This window comes from Streptomyces amakusaensis (genome assembly GCF_039532665.1).
Lineage (GTDB): Bacteria > Actinomycetota > Actinomycetes > Streptomycetales > Streptomycetaceae > Streptomyces > Streptomyces amakusaensis.
The window spans coordinates 326,481-349,172 of sequence record NZ_BAAASB010000009.1; the positions used below are offsets into that span (position 1 = coordinate 326,481).

Annotated in this window: 17 protein-coding genes; 12 read left to right on the top strand and 5 right to left on the bottom strand. The window is 75.8% G+C overall.

All coding sequences use genetic code 11. The features are described 5' to 3' along the window. Positions 1–187: 187 nt before the first annotated feature. From ABD371_RS18730 to ABD371_RS18765, 8 genes are all read left to right on the top strand, one after another. Positions 188–1,030 carry a hypothetical protein gene (locus ABD371_RS18730; protein ID WP_344478345.1) on the top strand — a complete coding sequence of 281 codons (843 nt, stop codon included), beginning with the start codon at positions 188–190 and terminating at the stop codon, positions 1,028–1,030. After that, positions 1,027–2,547 carry a CocE/NonD family hydrolase gene (locus tag ABD371_RS18735; protein WP_344478346.1) on the top strand — a complete coding sequence of 507 codons (1,521 nt, stop codon included), beginning with the start codon at positions 1,027–1,029 and terminating at the stop codon, positions 2,545–2,547. Before ABD371_RS18730 ends, ABD371_RS18735 begins: the two co-directional genes overlap by 4 nt. Beyond that, on the top strand, positions 2,544–3,908 hold the full coding sequence (locus ABD371_RS18740) for a YcaO-like family protein (protein WP_344478348.1): 1,365 nt from the start codon (positions 2,544–2,546) through the stop codon (positions 3,906–3,908). Before ABD371_RS18735 ends, ABD371_RS18740 begins: the two co-directional genes overlap by 4 nt. After that, entirely contained in the window at positions 3,905–6,139 is a 2,235-nt protein-coding gene (locus tag ABD371_RS18745; protein ID WP_344478350.1) for a hypothetical protein, read from the top strand. The genes ABD371_RS18740 and ABD371_RS18745 overlap by 4 nt, the downstream gene beginning before the upstream one ends. Beyond that, on the top strand, positions 6,136–7,860 hold the full coding sequence (locus ABD371_RS18750; RefSeq protein WP_344478352.1) for an ABC transporter ATP-binding protein/permease: 1,725 nt from the start codon (positions 6,136–6,138) through the stop codon (positions 7,858–7,860). The genes ABD371_RS18745 and ABD371_RS18750 overlap by 4 nt, the downstream gene beginning before the upstream one ends. 95 nt (positions 7,861–7,955) lie before the next feature. After that, the gene (locus tag ABD371_RS18755) at positions 7,956–9,611 is read left to right on the top strand and encodes an ABC transporter ATP-binding protein (protein ID WP_344478440.1); all 1,656 of its coding nucleotides are present in this window, start codon (positions 7,956–7,958) and stop codon (positions 9,609–9,611) included. 133 nt (positions 9,612–9,744) lie between these two features. Then, the gene (locus ABD371_RS18760) at positions 9,745–10,491 is read left to right on the top strand and encodes a class I SAM-dependent DNA methyltransferase (RefSeq protein WP_344478353.1); all 747 of its coding nucleotides are present in this window, start codon (positions 9,745–9,747) and stop codon (positions 10,489–10,491) included. 66 nt (positions 10,492–10,557) lie between these two features. Then, positions 10,558–11,208, top strand: a complete 651-nt coding sequence (locus tag ABD371_RS18765) for a class I SAM-dependent methyltransferase (protein ID WP_344478355.1) — start codon at positions 10,558–10,560, stop codon at positions 11,206–11,208. Positions 11,209–11,226: 18 nt separating this feature from the next. Here ABD371_RS18765 and ABD371_RS18770 read toward each other — a convergent pair whose 3' ends face one another. Continuing rightward, entirely contained in the window at positions 11,227–12,084 is an 858-nt protein-coding gene (locus tag ABD371_RS18770) for an alpha/beta fold hydrolase (protein ID WP_344478357.1), read from the bottom strand. A gap of 77 nt (positions 12,085–12,161) precedes the next feature. Here ABD371_RS18770 and ABD371_RS18775 point away from each other — a divergent pair, with 77 nt between their 5' ends. Beyond that, entirely contained in the window at positions 12,162–12,953 is a 792-nt protein-coding gene (locus ABD371_RS18775) for a TetR/AcrR family transcriptional regulator C-terminal domain-containing protein (protein ID WP_344478358.1), read from the top strand. A gap of 7 nt (positions 12,954–12,960) precedes the next feature. Here the strand turns inward: ABD371_RS18775 and ABD371_RS18780 are convergent, their stop codons facing one another. The 4 genes from ABD371_RS18780 to ABD371_RS18795 all read right to left on the bottom strand — a co-directional run bounded on the left by ABD371_RS18780 (position 12,961) and on the right by ABD371_RS18795 (position 18,661). Continuing rightward, positions 12,961–14,040: an ABC transporter ATP-binding protein gene (locus tag ABD371_RS18780; RefSeq protein WP_344478360.1), complete on the bottom strand. Its 1,080-nt coding sequence runs from the start codon at positions 14,038–14,040 to the stop codon at positions 12,961–12,963. Then, positions 14,037–15,602 carry an ABC transporter permease gene (locus ABD371_RS18785; RefSeq protein WP_344478362.1) on the bottom strand — a complete coding sequence of 522 codons (1,566 nt, stop codon included), beginning with the start codon at positions 15,600–15,602 and terminating at the stop codon, positions 14,037–14,039. The genes ABD371_RS18780 and ABD371_RS18785 overlap by 4 nt, the downstream gene beginning before the upstream one ends. 8 nt (positions 15,603–15,610) lie before the next feature. Next, complete coding sequence (locus ABD371_RS18790) at positions 15,611–16,669, bottom strand: iron ABC transporter substrate-binding protein (protein WP_344478363.1); 1,059 nt, start codon at positions 16,667–16,669, stop codon at positions 15,611–15,613. 303 nt (positions 16,670–16,972) lie between these two features. Beyond that, a complete protein-coding gene (locus tag ABD371_RS18795) occupies positions 16,973–18,661 on the bottom strand; it encodes a PucR family transcriptional regulator (protein ID WP_344478443.1) in 1,689 nt (562 codons plus the stop codon). 221 nt (positions 18,662–18,882) lie between these two features. Here ABD371_RS18795 and ABD371_RS18800 point away from each other — a divergent pair, with 221 nt between their 5' ends. The 3 genes from ABD371_RS18800 to ABD371_RS18810 are packed head-to-tail and all read left to right on the top strand — an operon-like array spanning position 18,883 to position 22,690. Further along, complete coding sequence (locus tag ABD371_RS18800; RefSeq protein ID WP_344478365.1) at positions 18,883–19,767, top strand: FAD binding domain-containing protein; 885 nt, start codon at positions 18,883–18,885, stop codon at positions 19,765–19,767. Then, complete coding sequence (locus tag ABD371_RS18805; protein ID WP_344478366.1) at positions 19,758–20,312, top strand: (2Fe-2S)-binding protein; 555 nt, start codon at positions 19,758–19,760, stop codon at positions 20,310–20,312. Before ABD371_RS18800 ends, ABD371_RS18805 begins: the two co-directional genes overlap by 10 nt. After that, entirely contained in the window at positions 20,309–22,690 is a 2,382-nt protein-coding gene (locus ABD371_RS18810; RefSeq protein WP_344478370.1) for a xanthine dehydrogenase family protein molybdopterin-binding subunit, read from the top strand. The genes ABD371_RS18805 and ABD371_RS18810 overlap by 4 nt, the downstream gene beginning before the upstream one ends. Positions 22,691–22,692: the final 2 nt, after the last annotated feature.

The window sequence follows — 22,692 nt, forward strand, 5'->3', positions numbered from 1 at the left end:
CCGCACGGCCTTTCCCACACCAGGGAGTGTCTTCAAGGTGGCGTCGTCCGTCCGTAGGGCACGACAGACAGACAAGACCTTGAAGACACGACCTAGGGCCCGCCCGGGGCGCTCTCCCCGCACCCGGGCGGGCCCGCCTGCCTCCTCCCGCTCTTCCCCCGTCCGCCAGACCCTTTGGAGCAGTCCTGTGTCTCTTGTGTCCCGGGCCGCCGCCGAACGGCTCGCCGCCGGTGTCGCCCTGGTCCCCGTCCCCGGCCGGGGCCTCGCGGTCCGCACCGCCGACGGGGAGTTCCTCCGCGTCGACACCGGGGAGGTGAGCGAGGCCGCGCTGCTCGCGGCGGTACGCGGGACCGCCGCGCCCGCGCCCCCGGACCGGGGCCCCGAACTCGACCGGCTCACCGCCGCGTTCACCGAGGCCGGATTCCTCACGACGGCCCCGGAGGCGGGCGGCGCGCTCCGCGGCCACCGTGTCCTCCTCCTCGGCGACCGGGTGCTGACGGAACCGCTCGCCCGCTGCGTACGCGCCGAGGGCGGCGCGGTCCGCCGGATCGAGCCCGCCCTGCTCCCGGCGGCCCTGTCCGGTGCCGCGGCGGCCCCGGAACCCGGGCGCACCGCCGTCGTGTGGTGCCTGGACTCGCCCGTGCCGCCGGGGCTCTGGGACGAGGCCGACCGCCTCCCGGACCGGTCCGTCGGCTGGCTGCGGTGCCACCGCGAGGGGGCCCAGGTCTGGCTGGAGCCCCTCGCGGCGGCACCCGGCGACGTGACCTCCGCCGACGTCCGCCTCCGCCGTCTCGCCGCGACCCCCGCCCACCGCGAACTCGACGCCTACTGGCACGGACCGCGCACCGAGGCCCCCGGCCCCGCCCACACCGCCGCCTCCGCCGCGCTCACCGCCGGTCTGCTCACCGCCGAACTGATCGCCTGGGCGACCCCCGCCGCCCCGCCCCGCCGCTGGCTGTGCCGCCTCGACCTCCGCGACCTCACCCTCACCACCCACCCCGTTCTCCCCGTACCCCCCAGCACCCCATGAGCACCTGCCTCCTCCCCGTCCCCGGCGCCCGCCTCGCCACCGATCTCACCCTCCCCGGCACCCGCCCCCCGTACCCCGCCGTCCTCGTCCGCACCCCCTACGGCCGCCAGAACCACCGCGCCGAGGCACGGGCCTGGGCCGCCCGCGGATTCGCCGCCGTCGTCCAGGACGTACGCGGCCGGTACGGCTCCGAGGGGGAGTGGCGGCCCTACCGCCACGAGGCCGCCGACGGCGCGGCCACCCTGCGCTGGGTCCGCGCACAGCCCTGGAGCGACGGAACCGCCGTCGCCGCCGGAGCGTCCTACGCCGCCCACTGCGCGCTCGTCGCGGCCCTCGAACCGGAACACACCGGCCCAGGCCCCGACGCCGTCATCGCGGCCGTCCCCGCGCTCGGCCCCGCCGAGACCGCGCGCGAACCCTCCGGAGTGGAACGGCTGCTGGGCCGCGCCGGCTGGTGGGCCGCCCACGGCGACCGGCCGGACTCCGACCCCGCCGCGCTCGACCGGGCGCTCGCCGCCGACCCCCGCCTCCTCGAACACCTCCCGCTCACCGGGCTCCCCGACCGCCTCGGCCGCGAACTCCCCTCCTGGCGAGGGCTCTGGGAGGACGGCCGGGAGGACGGCGGCCCCCGGGACCGGCTCGTGGGCCGGGCCCCGGCCGCCCGGGTGCCGCTGCTCGCGATCGGCGGCGCGCGCGACCCCTTCGCCGCCGACACCCTGCGGCTGTGGCGCGCCTGGGGCGGCCCGGCCCGGCTGCTGATCGGCCCCTGGGGCCACGGGCTGACCGCCGAACCCGCGCCCGACGCCCGCCCCGGCCACCGGCTCAACCTCGGCGCGCTCCAGGTCCGCTGGGCCCGTGCCGCCCTGGCCGGCGCGCTCGCCCCGGGCCGCCGCAGCGCCCTCGCCCTCGGCGACAGCGAACACTGGCACCCGGTCGGCCGCTCCCGCTCCCGCACCCGTCTCAGCAGGCCCTTCGGCCCCGCCCACGGACTCCCGCTGCACCACGGCGGCGACTTCCTCGCCGACCCCGCCCGGCCCGTCCGCTCCGACGGCCTGAGCGTCCCCGCCGACGGCGAACCCGACCGCGCGCTCCTGCTCTCCGCGCCGCTCCCGCGCCCCCTCGACCTCTTCGGCCCGGCCGGGGCCAGGCTCCGCGCCACCGCCGACACCCCGGCCGCCGACTGGTTCGTACGCCTCACCGTCCTCACCCCCGACGGCCGCGCCCAGCCCCTCGCGCTGGGCGTCGCGCGGCGCACCGACCCGCCCGGCCGGCCCGCCGGCCTCACCGTCCCGCTCGGACATCTCGCCCGCCGGATCGCCCCCGGCTCCCGGCTCCGGCTGGAGATCTCCGGACACCACTTCCCCGCCCACGCCCGCAATCCGCACACCGGAGAGGACCCCATGACCGCCACCCGGCTCGCCCCCTCCCGGCGCGTCCTCGACCCGGCGGGCGGCGCCCTGCTGCTCACCGCGGGACCGGGCCGCCGCGTCGACCCCGTACAGGAGATGTGCGCATGACCCCGATGACCCCCGACGACCTCGTCGACCCCGTCTGCGGGCTGATCCGCGCGGTCGGCCCCGTACCCCACCCCTCCGGCGCGCCGCCCCGCTACACCGCCATGACCGCCGAGGTCTCCGACGCCCGCCGCTTCGGGGCGTGGCCCGCCGACCGGGTCTCGCTGGGCACCACCTTCGGCGACCCGGCCGGGTCCAGGATCGCCGCGATCGCCGAGGCCGCCGAGCGCTACTGCGGCAACCGGCTGCCCCCGCCCGGCCACCCAGACGCCCCCCGCAGGGCCACCGCCGCCGAACTCCTCGCCGAGGGACGGCGGCTGTACGGCCCGGGGGCGCTCCCCGCGTACGCCGACTGGCAGTACCGGCGGCCCGGCTTCCCCTACCGGCCGCTCACCGCCGACACCCCCGCGCTCTGGGCCAGGGCAGCCGAGGACGGCGAGGAGTGCTGGGCCCCCGTCGCGCTCACCCATCTCAACTGGCGGCAGGGCGCGCTGCGCGAGCTCCCGCGCACCCACCATCTCAACTACGCGGGCATCGCCACCGGCCAGGGCTTCGACGACGCCGTGGAACGCGGACTCCTCGAAGTCGTGGAGCGGGACGCCCTCGAACTGTGGTGGCACCTCGACGGCCCGGCGCGCGGCATCGACCCCGCCTCCGTCCCCGGACTCGCCCGCGACCTCGAGGGCTGCGAGCTGTCGGTCTGGATCGTGGAGCTGCCGTCGGAGTTCGCGCCCTGCATGGCCGCGCTGGTGCACGACCCGGCGCGCGGCATCCACGCGGCGGGCTTCGCCTGCCGGTACGACCCCGCCGAGGCCGCCCGCAAGGCGGTCCTGGAGGCCGTCCACACCTGGGTCTTCACCCAGGGCGCGGTCGACGCCGACGGCTGGGTGTTCCGGGCGGTCGAGGCCGGGATGCTGGCCCGGGGCCTCTACCTCGACCACCGGCCCGACCGGCGCTATCTCGACGACTGCGGGCCGGACTTCGCGGCCGTGCGCGACCTGGGGGCGCACGTCCAGGTCTGGCTCGATCCCAGGACCGCGCCGCTCGCCCGGCGCTTCACCCACCCGGAGCTGGGCGTGGTCGGGGTCGGCGAGATCGCGCCCGGCGACCGGGCCACCCTCGACGCCCGGCTCGCGGCCGGCGGACACCGCGTGATCACCCTCGATCTGACCACCGAGGACATCGCCGAGACACCCCTGCGCGTGGCCCGGGTGCTGGTCTCCGGTCTCGTCCCCAACGCGCCCGCCGCGTTCGGCTACTTCGGCTGCCCCCGCTTCGGGCTGGCCGGGGTGGGGCGCGGCTGGCGCGCGAAGGCCCCGAGCGGGCCCGGCGATCTCACCCTCGTACCCCCGCCGCACATGTGAAGGGCCCCCACACCGTGCTCTCCTCCCCGCTCCGCCGGGCCCTGGACCGGGCCCGCTCGGCCGAACCCCCCGGCCCGGTGTTCACCGCCGCCGTCCCCGGGAGCGCGCCCGCGCGCCCCGGCGGGCCGATCGCCGTCCCGCCCGCGCTGGACCGGCCGCTCGCGCTCTCCCTCGCGGGCGACCGGCTCCGCCCGGTCCCCTCGGCGGGCGCGCTCCACCCGGTCGAGACCCGGCTGCTGCTGGGCGAGGGACACGCGTACGGCATCGCCCCGGGCCGCTACGCCTACGACCCGCGCCGCCACCGGCTCCACCGGCTCGGCCCGGCACCGGACCCCGCGCCCCGGAACGCCTTCCTCGTGCTCGGGGCCCGCCCGGAGCGGACGGTGTCCCACTACGGACACCGGGGATGGCCGCTGGTGCTGCTGGACGTGGGCCACGCCGCCGCCGGGGTGGTCGCCGCCTGGCCGGGGCCCGAGCCGGTCGAAGTGGCCCTCGGGACCGGGCCGGTCGGGGGGATGGGCTTCCCGCTGGCGGGAGTGCGGCTGGCGGGGAGCGGCGGGACCGGGGAGTGGGCCGGGAGCGGCCCGCCCGAACCCCCGGCCGCCGGGGTCCCCGGCGATCTGGCCGAGGCGTGGCGGGTGCTCGGCGAGCTGGCCCGCGCCGAGGACGGCGGCTGGAGCGCACCGGGAGCGGGCCGGGCGGACCCGGCCCCACTGCTCCGGCGGCGCAGCGCCGACCCCGCCGGGATCGGCTCCGGCGCGCCGCCCCCCGACCCCGCCGCCCTCCTGCGCGTGCTCGAAGCCGCCGAGACCGCCTGCCGGGACCGGGGCCCGCGCTGGTGCCTCGCCGTCGGCGGCACCCGCCCCGGACTGCTCCGGTCCGAACACGGCGCGGCCGTAACCCTCGCCACCGGCCACGTCCTGCCGACCCTCGCGGCCTGGGCCGCCGGCCAGGGCTGGATCGCCGGGGCCGGAGCCGTGCTCCTCGCGTACGGCTGCCCCTCCGACGCCGCTCCCGGCCGCGTCCGGCGCGACCATCTCCTCGCCGGATACGGCGTCGGACACGCCCAGATCGAGGCCACCGCCCTCGGGCTCGCCTCCCGCCCCGTCGGCTCCTGGCAGCGCGCCGACCTCGGGGCCGCGCTCGGCGGCGAGCCCGGCCGCGAGTGGATCCTCCACGGACTCGCCCTGGGAAGCGCCTTCGAAGCCCCCTCCGCCTGCCGCGCCTCCGCCGGCCACCGCCGGGGGTCCTCCCGGCGGGGCCAGGAGGAGGACCTTCAGGCACACACGCCGTCCCCCGCGGGGGTGCCTCCGGCGGGGTCGGGGGGAGGGCCCTCGGTGTTGTCGTCGGTCGCCGACGGCCCTCCGGGTCTGGTGGCGCGGGTGGGGGAGTCCCCCCACCGCGTCGGCTCTCCCCCGGGCTTCGCCCCGGCGGCGGTGTCCCCGGCGGGGCCCGGGGGAGTGCCCTCAGGCATGTCGGCTCTCCAGTTCCGTAGCCCTTCGGGCGCGGCGGGGGAGGTCCCCGGCGTGTGGTCGGCCGCCGACGGCTTCCCGGGTTCGGCGGTCCTGGCGGTGGTGTCCCCGGCGGTGCCCGGGGGAGTGCCCTCAGGCATGTCGGCTTTCCAGTTCCGTAGCCCTTCGGGCGCGGCGGGGGAGGTCCCCGGCGTGTGGTCGGCCGCCGACGGCTTCCCGGGTTCGGCGGTCCTGGCGGTGGTGTCCCCGGCGGTGCCCGGGGGAGTGCCCTCAGGCATGTCGGCTTTCCAGTTCCGCAGCTCTTCGGGCGCGGCGGGGGAGGTCCCCGGCGTGTGGTCGGCCGCCGACGGCTTCCCGGGTTCGGCGGTCCTGGCGGTGGTGTCCCCGGCGGTGCCCGGGGGAGTGCCCTCAGGCATGTCGGCTTTCCAGTTCCGCAGCTCTTCGGGCGCGGCGGGGGAGGTCCCCGGCGTGTGGTCGGCCGCCGACGGCTTCCCGGGCCTGGCGGCCGGGTGGGGGAGTACTCCCACCCCGTCGGCACTCCCCGGGGCCTTCGGCCCGGGGAACCCCCACCCGGGCCGAAGGCCCCGGGGGAGCACCAGACCCCGTCAGACCCTCCCCCCGGGCCGCGCGGCCCGGGAGCCCCTCACTACGGGCGGACGACGCCACTTCCAAGACACTCCCCCGGACGCCCCGCGAGGCCCCCGGCCCCGCCGCACCGACCCGCACGGCCGCACCACCACAGGAGAAGAGACCCCATGATGCTCCACCCGGAGCTGCTGCGCGCGGCCCGCACCGCCCGAGGCCCCCTGCTCCGGGCGACCGGGCTCCTCGGCGCGGTCGCCGCCACCCATCTCGTCCAGGCCGTCCTGCTCGCCCTCGCCCTCGCCGGCCTCGCCAGGGGCGAGACGGGCGAACTCCCCGCACTCCTCGGGGGCGTGCTCGCCGCCGTGCTGCTGCGGGCCGCGCTCGCGAGACGACAGCGCGCGATCGCCGTCGACGCGGGCGCGGCGGTGCGCACCGGACTCCGTGACGAACTGCTGCTGCGGCTGGGGCGCGGCGGGCCCCAGCACCGGGCCGGCGCGCGGGCCGGGGCGGTACGGGCGACGCTCGTCGACGGGGTGGAGGGCGTGGACGCCTATGTGTCGCGCTATCTCCCGCAGGCCCTCGTCACCTGTGTCCTGCCGCTGCCGCCGCTGGTCGCGGTGGCCCTCGTCGAACCGTGGGCCGCCGCAGTCCTCGCCCCGGCGCTGGTCCTCGCGCTCTTCGCGCCCCGCTGGTGGGACCGGCTGCTCGCGCGGCGCGGACGACAGCACTGGGGGGCGTACGAGGCGCTCTCCGCCGACTATCTGGAGGCCCTCCAGGGCATGCCCGACCTGCGCGCCGCCGGCGCGGTGGGACGGGTCAGGGCACGGCTGGACGCGCACTCGGCCGCACTGCACCGGGCCACCGTCGCCAAGCTCCGCGTCTCCCTCGTCGACACCGGCATCACCGATCTCGCCGTCCAGGGCGGCACCCTCGCCGCCGTCCTCCTCGCCTGCGCCTCCGCCGCCTCCGGGGAGACCACCGCGACCGGCACCTATCTCCTGCTGCTGCTCGCCTCCGAGTGCTTCCGGCCGGTACGGGACCTCTCCCGCGCCTGGCACTCCGGCTATCTCGGGGTCTCCGCCGCCGAGGGCATCGCCGCGCTGCGCACCGCGCCCGACGCCGTCCCCGACGAAGGGACCCTCGAAGCGGAGTGGACGGCCGGAGCACCCGAAGTCCGCTTCGAGAGCGTGGGCTTCACCCACCCCGGCGGCACCCGGCCCGCGCTCGCCGAGGTCTCCTTCACCGCCCCCGCCGGACGGACGACGGCGATCGTCGGCCCCTCCGGCGCGGGCAAGTCGACCCTCCTCGGACTGCTGCTGCGGCACGCCGACCCGGACAGCGGGCGGATCACACTCGGCGGGGCCGAGACCACCGCGTACCCCCTCGGCGCACTGCGCCGCCGGATCGCGGTCGTCTCCCAGGACACCTACCTCTTCCACGACTCCGTCGCCGCCAACCTCCGGCTCGGCCGGCCCGGCGCGAGCGACGGCGAACTGCGTGAGGCGGCCCGCGCGGCGGGCGTCCACGAGGAGATCCTCACGATGCCCCAGGGGTACGACACCGTCGTCGGCGAACGCGGCTCCGCCCTCTCCGGCGGCCAGCGCCAGCGCCTCGCCCTGGCCCGCGCGCTGCTCGCCGACGCGCCCGTCCTGGTCCTGGACGAGGCGACCAGCGCGGTCGACGAACGCCGGGAGGCCGGCATCGTCGACGAGCTGGTACGGGCCGCCCGGGGCCGCACCTGTCTGGTCGTCGCCCACCGGCTCGCCGCCGTGCGCCACGCCGACCGGATCGTGGTCCTCGACGGCGGACGCGTCGAGTCGGTCGGCGACCACGACGCCCTGCTCGCGCGCGACGGCGTCTACGCCCGGCTCGCCGAGGCGGTGCGGGCCGCGTGAACACGAAGAGCGCCGAACCAAATCCGGCCGGGAGCGACCCGTACCCGCGCGGCGCGCTGCGCGCCCTGCTGCCCGTGCTCGGCGCGCACCGGGGCATGACCGCCCGTACGGTGTGCGCCGCCCTCCTCGGACAGTCGGCCCTGGTCGCCCTGGTCACCCTGGCCGCGCACACGGTCGGGACCGCCGTCCTGGAAGCCGCACCGCCGGGCCCCGGGGCGCTCGCCGCCCTCGTCGGGCTGGTGCTGGTCCGCGCCTTCGCCACCTGGTGGGAGATGGACCTCTCGCACGATCTCGCCTACCGCGTCCTCGCCGAACTGCGGGTCCGGGTCTTCGACGGGCTGGCCCGCAGCGCGCCCGCGCGCATCGGCGGCCGGCGCAGCGGCGACCTCGCGTCGGCGGCGATGGGGGACGTGGAGGCGCTGGAGTTCTTCTACGCCCACGCCGTGGCACAACTGCTGGCGACGGGCGCGGTCTTCGGGGGCGGCACCCTCGTACTGGCGGCGGTCGAGCCGTGGCTGCTCGCCGCCGTGCTGCCGGTCGCCGTGCTGCTGGCGCTCGCGCCGCTGCTGGAGGGGCGCGGGCGCGCGGAGCGCGGGGCCCGCACCCGGGAGGCGGCGGCCGAGCTCTCCGCCGAGGCGGTGGAGAGCGTGGACGGGCTCCGCGAACTGCTCGCCTTCGGGGCGCTGGAGGAGCGGCGCGGCCGGCTGCGAGGGCTCGGCCGCCGGCTCGGGGAGGCCCAGCGGGCCGAGCAGTCCCGGGAGGCGGACGCGGCGGCGCTCCGCGATCTGCTGGTGGTCGCGGCCGTGGTGGGGGTCGTCCTCGTCGCCGGCCGGCACCTCCCCGGGGCCTGGGCCCCCGCCGCGATGGCGCTCGCGCTCGGAGTGCTCGCGCCGGTCGCCGACCCGGCGGCGGCCCTGGCCCAGGCCGCCGGACTGCGCGCGGCGGCGGCCCGGCTCGGCGCGGCGGCCGGGGCCCCGGCGGGCGCGCCGGAGCCCGCGCAGCCGAGGGCCCTGCCACCGGGGCCGCTCGGGGTGCGGCTGCGGGGCGTCCGCTTCGACTACGGCGGGGCCCCGGTGCTCGACGGGCTCGACCTCTTCGTCCCGGCGGGGCGTACGGTCGCCCTGGTCGGAGTCTCCGGGTCCGGCAAGTCGACCTGCGCACACCTCCTCGCCCGGTTCTGGGACCCGGTCGGCGGGAGCGTCGAACTGGTCGCGGAGAACGGCGAGCACCTCGATCTGCGTGAGATCTCCGAGCGGGAGCTGCGGGCCGCCGTCGCGGTCGTCGGGCAGGACACCCCCCTCTTCCACGGGACACTGGCCGACAATCTGCGGCTGGCCGCGCCCGGGGCCGACGACGAACTCCTCCACCGGGTCGCGGCGGCGACCGGGGTCGACGCGATCGCGTCCACCCTGCCCGAGGGGTACGGAACGACGGTCGGCGAGCGGGGCACCACCCTCTCGGGCGGCCAGCGCGCCAGGGTCGCGCTCGCCCGCGCGCTGCTGACCGAGCCGAGGGTGCTCGTCCTCGACGAGACCACCGCGAAGCTGGACGGAGTCGGCGAGGCGGAGGTGGCCGCCGGGCTCCCCCCGTGCACCAAGGTCGTGATCGCCCACCGCGCGGCCACCGTCCGCCGCGCCGACCGCATCGCGGTCCTGGAATCGGGCCGCATCGCCCAGGAGGGCTCCTGGGCGGAACTCTCCTCGGCCCCGGGCGCCTTCACCCGGGTGCTGTCCCGCTCGGTGGAGGACTGAGCCACTGCGGTGGGGGTCCCCCCGGCTCCGCCGGGCAGGCCCCACTCACCCGCCCCGGAGGGGGGGGTTTCCGGTCCGGGCGGCCGGAAAAATTCGTACGCGCAGGGAAGGCCCCCGCCGTACGGTTCGGGCCATGGACGGTGATGACGGGTACTTCGGAGAGAGCGTCGCGGCGACCTACGACCAGACGGAAGGAGGCATGTTCGCCCCGGACGTCGTCGACACGACGGCCGGTTTCCTGGCGGATCTCGCCGGGGGCGGCCGGGCCCTGGAACTGGGGATCGGGACGGGGCGGATCGCGTTGCCGCTCGCGCGGCGCGGGGTCGGGGTCCAGGGCATCGATCTGTCGCGGGCGATGGTGGCCCGGCTCCGGGCGAAGCCGGGGGGTGACGCGATCGGCGTCACGATCGGGGATTTCGCGAGGACGAGGGTGGACGGGACGTTCGCGGTCGCTTATCTGGTCTTCAACACGATCATGAATCTGACGACGCAGGAGGAGCAGGTGGCGTGCTTCCACAACGCCGCCGCCCATCTGGAGCCGGGCGGGTGCTTCGTCGTCGAGGTGATGACCCCCGAACTGCGGAGGCTCCCGCCCGGGCAGAATGTCGTGCCGTACCACGTGAGCCCGACGCGCTGGGCCTTCGACGTCTACGACATCGCGACCCAGGCGACGAGTTCGAACTACATCGAGGTCGTCGACGGGCGCGGCGAGTACAGAACGATCCCCTTCCGGTACGTGTGGCCTTCGGAACTCGATCTGATGGCCCGGCTGGCGGGGCTGCGGCTGCGCGAGCGGTGGGACGGGTGGACGCGGGAGCCCTTCACCGGCGAGAGCCGCCGGCATGTCTCGGTCTGGGAGAAGCCCGCCGGGCGGCCGTGAGCCGTACGGGGTGGGGGAGCGCTCGGTCTCCGGGGGGTTGTCAGTGAGGGCTGGCAAGATCGGGGCATGACGAACACCACGGCCATCGCCGCCTATTGGGACGCCGCCGCCCCCGGCTTCGACGACGAACCCGACCACGGTCTGCGCGACGCGGAGACCCGCGCGGAGTGGGCCCGGCTGCTGGACGGCTGGCTGCCGCCGGGCCCGGTGGACGTGCTGGACGTGGGGTGCGGCACCGGTTCGCTCTCCCGGCTGCTCGCCGAGGTCGGACACCGGGTGACGGGCGTGGACCTCTCGCCCCGGATGGTCGAGCGGGCCCGGCTCAAGCTGCTGGCGGGCGGGCTGACGGGCCGCTTCCTGGTGGGCGACGCCGCCGCGCCGCCCACCGGCGGGGAGCGGTTCGGCGTGGTGCTCTGCCGCCATCTGATGTGGACGCTGCCCGATCCGTCGGCCGCGCTGCGCGACTGGGTCGGCCGGCTCGGGCCGGGCGGCACCCTGGTGCTGATCGAGGGCCGCTGGGGCGGGGCCGGGAGCGGCTCGCCCTACGCGGCGGGCGCCGGGGCGCTGCCCTGGCACGGGGGCGTCGGCTCCGGCGAACTGGCCGCAGCCGTGCGCCCGCTGGTCGCCGACGTCCGGATCGAGCCGCTGAGCGACAACGCCCTTCTGTGGGGCCGCCCGGTGACCGACGAGCGGTACGCGGTGATCGCCCGGGTCTGACCGGCCGGCCGGACCCGTTCAGGGGAGCAGCCGCTCCGTCAGCCAGGGGCGCAGCACCGGGAGTACGTTCGCGGGCTGCATGGCCCCGGTGTGGTCGAGCCCGTCGAGCACGGCCACGTCCCAGCCGGCGGCGGTCAGCTCGGCGCGCCCGTCGACGACCGGGCCCGCCATGCTCACGGTGACACCGCCCCACCGCTCCCCGTAGGCGATCTCGTCGGCGGAGCCCACCACGCAGAGGCGGGGGCAGTCGATCCGGGTCTGCGCGGCCCGGTCGTCGAAGCCGCGCAGGGCTTCGTAGAAGGTGACGAACTGGCCGGTCTGGGCCGTGGACAGGGAGATCTCCACGGCCGACCAGTCGTACTCCCCGGCGCTCGTCTCCGGCGGCTCCGGGGGGCTCGGGGCCGTTCCCGCCATCGCGTGGGCGGCCGTGGTGACGCGGAGCATCTCGGCGTAGGGGCCGCCGACGGGCGGGAAGCCGCCCATGACGAGCGCCGAGAGCCGGTCGGTGCGGATCGCCAGCTGAAGCCCGCTCAGGGCCAGCCAGGAGTAGCCGTAGTAGGCGAACCGGTCGGCCCCCACGGCGTCGGCGACCGCCAGCAGATCGGCGGCGACGCCGTCGGGGGTCAGCGTCCCCGGCCGGGGCGTGTTCATGAGATGGCCCTCGTAGTCGAAGGCGACCACCCGGAACGCGTCGCCGAGGCCGTCCATCAGGGAGCGGCCCAGGGCGGGGTCCGTCCCCCACTTCCGCAGCTCCTCGGCGCGCGGGCCCTCGGCCGGGCGGGGGTCCACCGGGAGCAGCAGGGTGGGTTTCCCCGGCCCGGGGCCCCGGACCGTCGCCTCGATGACGCTGCCGTCGGCCAGTCTCACTTCGGTCATGGGTCTCTCCCTCATTAATTCCTTAGGCGGTAAAGTGATGGGTGGAGACGATACCTTATGCCGTAAGGAGTTCTGGGTTGACGATCATCGCCGGACAGGGCGACGCGACCGTGTCGATGACCCTGCTGTGGGCCGGACCGGACGAGGAGGCCCCGCGCAGAGCCCCGGGGCCCAAGCCCGCGCTGAGCCTCGACGCCGTCGTGGCGGCGGGGATCGCGGTGGCCGACGCCGAGACCCTGGCGGGGCTCTCGATGCGCACGGTGGCCGAGCGGCTGGGGCGCACCTCGATGGCGCTCTACACCTATGTGCCGGGGAAGGCGGAGCTGCTCGACCTGATGTATGACCGGGCGCACGCGGAGCTGTCGTCCGACCCGGACCCGGGCGGGGAGTGGCGGGCGGCGGTGACCTCGTGGGCCGCCGGGCTGAGGGCGTTCTGTCTGCGGCACCCCTGGGTGCTCCAGATCTCCTACGCCCGCCCGGTGCTCGGCCCCCACGAGCAGGCCGTGCTGGAGTCCCTGGCACGGATCCTGTACGGGGCCGGGCTGCCGCCCAGGACCCTGCGGCCGGTCGTCGCCTCGCTCTTCGACTTCGTCCGGGGCTCCGCGCGCACCGCCGCCGACGCCCGGCTCGCGGCGACCGCGACCGGGGTGTCCGACGAGGAGTGGTGGGCCGGGCGCGCCGCCCTGCTGGGGCGGGTCGCGCCCGACTTCGCGGAGCGCTTCCCGTACTCCGTGCGGCTGGCGGGCGAGGACGCGACCGCGGGTGAGGGCTCCTCCTGGGAGCGGCGGCTCGACGAGGCCTTCACCATCGGCCTCGACGTCCTGCTCGACGGGATCGAGGCGGCCCGCACCGCCCCGGAGGGCGGCTGACGGCGGCTCAGGAAGAGGTCGTCCCGGGGTGGAAGGCCGCGGTCCCCTCGACGCGCACGCCGGTCTCGTCGCCGGGGCGGACGGTGAGGGAGCCGGGGGCGCGGACGGTGACGGACGGGCCGCCGTCGGGCAGCTCGACCAGGACGAGGGCGTCGTGTCCGTGGTAGCGGACCTCCGCCACCCGGCCGCGCGCCGAGGCGTCCGCCGTCGGCGCGGTGAGCCGCAGCTGCTCGGGCCGCAGCACGACGGTGCCCTCGGCGGATCCGCCCGCCGCCCCGGCCGCCGGGGCGGTCAGCGGCACCCGGCCGAGCGCGGTCGCCGCGTGCCCGCCGTCGCGGGCGGCCGGCAGCAGGACCGCCTCGCCCACGAAGGAGGCCACCCAGGGGTCGGCGGGGCGCGCGTACAGCTCCTGCGGGGTGCCGGACTGGACGACCCGGCCCCGGCGGATGACCGCCACCCGGTCCGCGACCGAGAGCGCCTCCTCCTGGTCGTGGGTGACCAGCAGCGCGGTCGCCCCGGCGGCCCGCAGCGCACTGCGGATGTCCGAGCGCAGCCCCGCGCGCAGGGCGCTGTCCAGCGCGTTGAACGGCTCGTCGAGCAGTACCAGCGAGGGGCGCGGGGCCAGCGCGCGGGCGAGCGCTATGCGCTGCTGCTGGCCGCCGGACAGCTCGTGCGGCATCCGGTCCGCGTACTCCCCGAGGCCGACCAGCTCCAGCATCTCGGCGGTCCGGGCGCGGCGCTCGGCCCGGCCGGCGCCCCGCAGCCCGAAGGCCACATTGCGGGCCACGCTCAGATGCGGGAAGAGGGCGCCCTCCTGGGCGACGATCCCCACCCCGCGCCGCTCCGGCGGCACCTGCGCGCCGGGGCCGCTCACCACGCGCCCGCCGACGACGACCTCGCCGGAGTCGGGCACCAGGAATCCCGCGACCACCCGGAGCAGGGTGGTCTTCCCGCAGCCGGACGGGCCGAGGACCGCGGCGAGTTCGCCGTCCGGGACGGTGAGGCCGAGGCCGTCGAGGACCCGGTCCCCGCGCCCGTACGCATGCGTCAGCGCGCTGACGCGCAGTCCCGAGGTTCCCGAGGTCATGAGCGCCTTCCGAGCAGATAGGAGGGAACGGCGGCGAGCAGGACGATGCCGGCCGCGTACGGCGCGGCCCCGGCGAACGCGCCCGCCCCGGTCTCGGTCCACAGCCGCGTCGCGAGGGTGTCGGTGCCGGTGGGCCGCAGCAGCAGCGTCGCCGGGAGCTCCTTCATGATCACCACAAAGGTGAGGGCCGCGCCCGCGCCGATGCCGGGGGCCGCGAGCGGCACGGTCACCTCGCGCAGCACCTGCAGCGGGGAGCGGCCGAGCGAGCGGGCGACATCCTCCAGGACCGGCGGGGACTGGAGCACGGCCGCGCGCGCCGAGGCGACGGCGACCGGCAGGAACAGCACCACATAGGCGGCGATCAGGAGGGGCGTCTCCTGGTAGAGCGGATAGGCGTAGCGGACCGAGAAGAACACCAGGGCGAGGCCCACGGTGATCCCGGGCACGGCGTGACCCGCGTACACGGACTGCTCCAGCAGCCGCGCGAACCGGCCCCGGTGACGGGCCGAGAGGACCCCGACCGGCAGTGCCAGCAGCGTGGTCACGGCCGCTCCGGCGGCGGCGACGGTGACCGTGGCGAGGGTCGCGGACCACAGTCGCTCAAGATCCCAGTCGGCGGAGTTCCCGATGGTCAGCCAGTAGCCGAGGGTCGCCAGCGGGAAGCCGACGGCCGCCGCCGCGACCGCGCCGCACCAGACGAGCGCGGGGGCCGTCCAGCGGCCCAGCCGCAGATCGGCGGGCGGGCGGGCGCTGCCCCGTCCGGTGCGGGAGTGCCCGGCGCGGCCCCGGGTGCGGTTCTCCGCCAGGACGAGGAGGACGGTCATGGCGACCAGGACGCAGCCGAGCACGGCGGCCGGGGTCCGGTCGAAGCTGGCCTGGTACGAGGAGTGGATCGCCCGGGTGAAGGTGTCGTACCGGGTGATCGACACCGAGCCGAAGTCGGAGAGCACGTAGAGCGCGACGAGGATCGCCCCGCCGGCCGCGGCGGGCCGCAGCTGCGGAACGGTGACCCGCCAGAAGGTGCGCAGCGCCCCGCTCCCCAGCGAGCGAGCCGCCTCCTCCTGCGCCGGGTCGATGCCGCGCAGGGCTGCCGCCACGGGCAGGAACACATAGGGGAAGCAGGCGAAGGTGAGAGTGATCGCCGCACCGGGCAGCCCCGCCAGCGAGGGCGCGGCGGAGATCCAGGTGAAGGCGGCGACATAACTGGGCACCGCCAGCGGCAGGGTGGCCAGCACGGCCCAGAGCCGCCGGCCGGGCAGGGTGGTGCGCACCGTCAGCCAGGCGAGGGAGATTCCGAGCACCAGGCACGCGGTGACGACGATCGCCGTCAGTCCCAGGCTGCGGCCGAGCAGCTCCAGGGTCCGCGCCTCGGCGACCAGGTCCCAGGCGTACCCCCAGCCGTGCTCCATGGCGCGCACGCCGAGATACCCGAGCGGCAGCAGCGCCAGGAGCGCCGCCGCGGTGGCCGGGAGCAGCAGTACGAGGGGAGGCCGACGCCGTCCGGCCGCCGCGAGGGACGCGGCGGCCGGACGGCGCACGGACCGTGAGCTGTCAGTCGTCATCCGACGGATCAGACCATCCCGGCTTCCTTGAGGAGCTCCAGCGTCTTCTGGAGGGACTCCAGCTCGCCGAGGTCGATCTTCGGCGCGTCCAGCGAGTCGAGCGCGGGCAGGCCCTTGACGGTGCTGGTGACACCGGTGGCGAGCGGGTACTCCGAGGTCTCCTTGGCGAAGTAGTTCTGCGCCTCGTCGGAGAGGAGGAAGTCCACGGCCTTCTCGGCGGCGGCGCTCTGGCCGCCGTTCTTCAGGACGCCGACGCCCGCCGCGTTGATCAGCGCGCCCGGGTCGCCGCCCGGCAGGAAGTGGATCTTGGCGTTGACCTTGTCGGCGCCGACCTCGGCGACCTTCTCGTACCAGTAGTAGTGGTTGATCAGGCCGAGGGAGACCTCGCCCTTGTCCACCGCGTCCAGGACCACGCCGTTCTTGGCGTACTGCTTGGCGTCGTTGGCCTTGAGGCCCTTGAGCCACTTCAGGGTGGCGTCCTCGCCCTCCAGGACGCGCATGCCGGTGACGAAGGCCTGGAAGGAGGCGTTGGTGGGCGCGTAGCCGACCTTGCCCTTCCACTCGGGCTTGATCAGGTCGTGGACGCTGTCCGGGGCCTTCTCGGTCTTCTTCGGGTTGTACGCGATGACACGGGAGCGGCCGGAGACGCCGACCCAGTCGCCCTCGCCGCCGCGGAAGGCCGCGCCGACCTTGTCCAGGGACTTCTGCGGCAGCTTCGCCAGCATGCCGGCCTGGGAGAGCGCGCCGAGCGCGCCGGCGTCCTGCGAGAAGAACAGGCCCGCCTTGGTGCGGTCGCCCTCCTCCAGGATCTGGGCGGCCAGCTCGGCGCTGTCGCCGTAGCGGACCTCGACCTTGGTGCCGGTCGCCTTCTGGAGCTTGTCCATGATCGGGGCGATGAGTTCCTCATTGCGGCCCGAGTAGATGACCAGTTCCTCGGCGCCCTGCTCCTTCTTGGCCTCGGGCTTCGCGTCCTTCTTCTCCTCGGAGCCGCCACAGGCGGCGAGGACGGGAAGAAGCAGCGCGGAGAGCGCGAGCGCGGTACCGCGGCGGACGGACGGGCGTGGCATGGAAGCCTCCTGAGCAGCCCGCGGAAGGTGCCGGACGCGGGGCGCGCCGAGGCGGTGCGGGGGAACTGTCTGTGGGAACACCATATGAATATGGTGAGGCTTCCCTAACTGTCAATTTACCGCTGTGGCCCTTACCGGGAAATGCGGGATTTCCCGGTGGATCGGCCCCGTCGGAAATGCCAACTCCCTTTCCAGGAAGCCCAATTGGTCTCCGGGTCACGGTTCGGTGAATGATTCCGTCATCCGCCGCCGAGGCCTGCCGGGGCCCGCCGGGGTGCGAAAAACCCCGGCGAACGTGACAGCTCAGCTCATCCGCAATGCCAGGAAAAAGTCGAGTTTGTCCTCAAGGCGCGACAGATCACGCCCCGTCAGCTGCTCGATCCGCCCCACCCGGTACCGCAGGGTGTTCACATGCAGATGCAGCCGCTGCGCGCATCTCGTCCACGATCCGTCGCTCGCCAGGAACGCCTCCAGCGTCGGGATCAGCTCCGCCCGGTGGCGCAGGTCGTACTCCCGCAGCGGGTCGAGCAGCCGGGCGGTGAACGCGCGGCGCACGTCGTCCGGCACGAACGGCAGCAGCAGTACGTGCGAGGCCAGCTCATGGTGGCCGGCGGCGGCCACCCGGCCGGGCCGGGCCGCCGCGACCCGGCGGGCGTGCCGGGCCTCCTCCAGCGCGCCCCGCAGCCCCTCCGCCGAGCTGACCGCCGCGCTCACCCCGATCGTCAGCCGGCCGTCGTCGGCGAGCCCCGCCGACAGCGGCTCGCGCACCCGCTGGAGCAGCGCGTCCGCGTGCAGCCCCTCCTCCGTTCCCCCGGGCCCGTCCGGCTCCGGGGCGACCGGCAGCGGCAGCAGCGCGATCGCCTCGCCCCCGGCGTGCGCGACCGCGATCCGGTCCGAGGGGTCGGGTCCGGCCGCCGACGGATCGGCGAGGATCTCCTCCAGCAGCGACTGGGCGACCGGCCCGGCCGCCACCCGGGCCCCTTCGGCGTCCCAGTCCACCCTGGCCACCACCACCTGCCAGTGCGGCGCGGCGTCCAGGCCCGGCAGCAGCACCGGCGCGGCCACCCGCAGCCGCGCCGCGATCTCGGCGGGCGCGGCACCCGTCTGCACCAGCTCCAGCACCTCCTGGGCGAGCCGCCGCCGCACCGTGCGGGCCGCCTCCCGGCGCTCCCGCTCCACGGCGATCAGCTGGGTGACGCCCTGGAGCAGATCCAGCCGCTCGGCGGGCCAGTCGCCCGCGTCCGCCTCCACCGCCAGCAGCCAGTCCGAGAGAACGCTCTCCCGCACGTCCCTCTCCGCGCCCCGGCCCGAGCCGATCGGGAAGAGCGAGTACACCGTGGAGCCCACCGTCGCCCGGTGCGGTCCCGGGCGGCCGGTACGGGCCGCCGCCAGCCGCTCGCCCGCCAGCGCGACGCGCACCCCGGCGGGCAGCGGGTCGCCGCCGCCGTCCTCGCCCTTGCCGCCGGCCGAGATCAGCCGGCCGGTGGACGAGAGCACCCAGGCCCGCAGGTCCAGATCGGAGCCGAGGAGATCGAGCACCCCGTCGGGGCCGCCGCCCGCCGGGCCCGAGGTCATCAGCCGGCGGTGCCGGTCCACCACGGCGGCCAGATCACCGGCCCGCTCGCCCGACACCTGGCGCACCACGTACTCGGTGATCGTCGCGAACGCCACCGACTCGTTGACCGCGAACAGCGGCAGCCGGTGCCGCTCGCACGCCGCCACCAGATCCTCGGGAACGGCCCCCAGCTCCGCCTCGCCGGCCGCGAGCGCCGCGACCCGCGCGCCCGCCAGGATCCGTACGAAGGACTCGGAGTCCTCCGGCGAGCGACGCCAGGCCAGCCCGGTCAGCACCAGCTCCCCGCCCGAGAGATAGCGGCTGGGATCGCGGAGATCCGTCGTCATCACCCCGCGCACCCCCCGGTCCAGCTCGTCCCCGCCGCCGAGCAGCCGCAGGCCCAGCGCGTCGTTCTCCAGCAGTGCGCGCAGCCGCATCTCGCCCTCGCCGATCATTTCGTGGCCATCGGTGACCGACGGTCACCGTCTTTCTGGGGGGAACAGTGAGAACACCGGGCCCCGCTTTTCGTTCGAATCTACAAGATGACCGTGGCGACCAGCCAACTCCTTCATGGCATCGGTGACTGCACCGGGGAAGGAGCACCCTTGTGTACTGGGGGGCGAGGCGTACTGGGGGCCCGAGCCAGAAAAGAGCGCTCATGGACTTTCTTCGGCCCGCCGGCTGGGAGGAGGCGCTCGCCGTCAAGGCCGAGCACCCCGACACCGTGCCGATCGCGGGCGGCACCGATGTGATGGTCGAGATCAACTTCGACCGCCGCCGCCCCGACCGGCTCATGGACCTGGGCCGTGTCGAGGAGCTGCGGGACTGGGAGGTCGGCGAGGAGACCGTGCGGCTCGGCGCGTCCGTCACCTACACCCAGATCATGGAGAACCTCCGTACCGAACTGCCGGGGCTCGCGATCGCCTCGCACACCGTCGCCTCCCCCCAGATCCGCAACCGGGGCGGCGTCGGCGGCAACCTCGGCACCGCGTCCCCGGCCGGCGACGCCCATCCCGCGCTGCTCGCCGCCGGGGCCGAGGTCGAGGCGGAGTCGGTGCGCGGCAGCCGCCGCATCCCCATCGACGACTTCTACACCGGGGTCAAACGCAACGCCCTCGCCCCCGACGAGCTGATCAGAGCCGTCCACATCGCCCGCGCCGACGGACCCCAGCAGTTCTCCAAGGTCGGCACCCGCAACGCCATGGTGATCGCCGTCTGCGCCTTCGCCCTCGCCCTGCACCCCCGCACCCGCACGGTCCGCACCGGCATCGGCTCCGCCGCGCCCACGCCGGTGCGGGCCGCCGACGCCGAGGAGTTCCTGGCCGGGGCGCTGGAGGAGGAGGGCCTCTGGGAGAGCCGGGGGACCGTCCCCCCGTCCGTCGCCGCGCACTTCGCCCGGCTGGCCGCCGCCTCCTGCGCCCCCATCGACGATGTGCGCGGCACCGCCGCCTACCGCAGACACGCGGTGGCCGTGATGGCCCGGCGCACCCTCGGCTGGAGCTGGGAGTCCTACCGAGGAGGAAGGAGTGCCCCGTGCGGGTGAGCTTCACGGTCAATGGCAGACGCCAGGAGGCCGACGATGTGTGGGAGGGTGAGAGCCTGCTGTTCGCCCTGCGCGAGCGGATGGGTCTCCCCGGCTCCAAGAACGCCTGCGAGCAGGGCGAATGCGGATCCTGCACGGTACTGATGGACGGCGTCCCGGTCTGCTCCTGCCTGGTCGCGGCGGGCCAGGCCGAGGGCCGTGACATCGTCACAGTCGAAGGGCTCGCCGACCGGGCGGCCCGGCGCTCCGGGCGGGACGCGCCCGGCACCTCGCTCCAGGACGCCCGGGGGTGGCGTCCCGAGGACCCCGGGCTCTCCCCCGTGCAGCGGGCCTTCGTCGACGCCGGGGCCGTCCAGTGCGGCTTCTGCACCCCCGGCCTCCTCGTCGCCGCCGACGACCTCCTGGAGCGCCGGCCCCGGCCGTCCGACGCCGACATCCGCGAGGCGCTCTCCGGCAATCTCTGCCGCTGCACCGGCTACGAGAAGATCCTCGACGCGGTCAGACTCGCCGCCGCCCGCACCCGGGAGCGGGAGGGGGAGCGATGACCACGACCGGCACCACCCGGGCCTCCCGGGCCTCCCGGACCGCCGGCGGGATCGGCGAGTCCACCCTCCGCCCCGACGGCGTCCTCAAGGTCACCGGAGAGTTCGCCTACTCCTCGGACCTGTGGCACGAGGACATGATCTGGGGCCACACCCTGCGCTCGCCCGTCGCCCACGCCGCCATCCGCTCGATCGACATCTCCCGCGCGCTCGCCGTCCCCGGCGTCCACGCCGTCCTCACCCACGAGGATCTGCCCACCGCCGTGACCACCTACGGGCTGGAGATCCAGGACACCCCCGTCCTCGCCACCCGCAAGGTCCGCCACCACGGCGAACCGGTCGCCCTGGTCGCCGCCGACCACCCGGAGACCGCCCGGAGGGCCGCCGGACGGATCAGGGTCGACTACGAGGAACTGCCGGTCGTCACCGGCGAGGAGTCCGCCCTCGCACCCGGCGCGCCCCTGGTCCACGAGGGCCGGACCGACCACCACAGCGGCCATGTGCCGCACCCCAACATCCTGCACCGCCAGCCGGTCCTGAGGGGCGACGCGACCGCCGCCGCCCGCCGGGCCGAGGTGATCGTGCGCGGCGAGTACATCTTCGGCATGCAGGACCAGGCCTTCCTGGGGCCCGAGTCCGGGCTCGCCGTCCCCGCCGAGGACGGCGGCGTCGACCTCCATGTGGCCACCCAGTGGCTCCACTCCGACCTCGGCCAGATCGCCCCCGTACTCGGACTGCCCGAGAGCAAGGTGCGGATGACGCTCGCCGGGGTCGGCGGCGCGTTCGGCGGACGCGAGGACCTGTCGATGCAGATCCACGCCTGTCTGCTCGCCCTGCGCACCGGACGCCCGGTCAAAATGGTCTACAACCGGTTCGAGTCCTTCTTCGGCCATGTCCACCGCCACCCCGCGAGGCTGACGTACGAGCACGGCGCGACCCGGGACGGCCGGCTCACCCACGTACGCTGCCGGATCGTCCTCGACGGCGGCGCGTACGCCTCCTCGTCCCCCGCCGTCGTCGGCAACGCCGCCTCCCTCGCGGTGGGCCCCTACGCCGTGGACGACGTCGACATCGAGGCCCTCGCGCTCTACACCAACAACCCGCCCTGCGGGGCCATGCGCGGCTTCGGCGCGGTCCAGGCGTGCTTCGCCTACGAGGCCCAGATGGACAAGGTCGCCGCCCGGCTGGGTCTTGACCCGGTCGAGTTCCGCCGGATCAACGCCATGGAACAGGGCACCCGCATGCCCACCGGCCAGCGGGTCGACTCCCCGGCCCCGGTCGCCGAGCTGCTGCGCCTGGTCAAGGCCCGCCCGCTGCCCCCGGAGCGCGGCTGGGAGAACGGGGACGGCACGGCGGACGTCCGCGCGCTGCCGGGCGGGCTCTCCAACACCACCCACGGCGAAGGCGTCGTCCGGGGCGTGGGGTACGCGGTCGGCATCAAGAACGTCGGCTTCTCCGAGGGCTTCGACGACTACTCCACCGCCCGGGTGAGCCTCCGGACGGCGGGCGGCGTCCCGGTCGCGACCGTGTACACCGCGATGGCGGAGGTCGGCCAGGGCGGGGTCACCGTCCACGCCCAGATCGCCCGTACCGAACTGGGCGTCGAGCGGGTCACCGTCCGGCCCGCCGACACAGGGATCGGCTCGGCCGGCGGAACCTCCGCCTCCAGGCAGACCTATGTCACCGGCGGGGCCATCAGACACGCCTGCGAGACGGTCCGCGCCCAGGTCCTGGAACGCGGTCGCCGGCTCTTCGGCCGGGACCACCCCGGCTGGGCGGAGGCCGGGCTGCGGCTGGTGGACGGCAGGGTCGTCACCGGGGGCGGCGAGACGCTGGCCGAACTGGCCGAGGTGCTCGGCGACGAGCCCGCCGAGGCCGAGGTCGAGTGGCGGCACCGGCCGACCGAGCCGCTCGACCGGCTCACCGGCCAGGGCGACGGCCATGTCCAGTACTCCTTCGCCGCCCACCGCGCCGTCGTGGAGGTGGACACCGAACTGGGCCTGGTCAAAGTGGTCGAGCTGGCCTGCGCCCAGGACGTCGGCAAGGCCATCAACCCGCTCTCGGTCATCGGGCAGATCCAGGGCGGCACCACCCAGGGCCTGGGGATCGCCGTCATGGAGGAGATCCTCGTCGACCCGGTGACCGCGCGGGTCCGCAACCCCTCCTTCACCGACTATCTGATCCCCACCATCCTCGACACCCCCACGATCCCCGTCGACATGCTCGAACTCGCCGACGACCACGCCCCCTACGGGCTCCGGGGAGTCGGCGAGGCGCCCACCCTCTCGTCCACCCCCGCCGTGCTCGCGGCGATCCGCGCCGCCACCGGCCTGGAACTGAACCGGACCCCGGTCCGGCCCGAGCATCTGACCGGCACCTGACC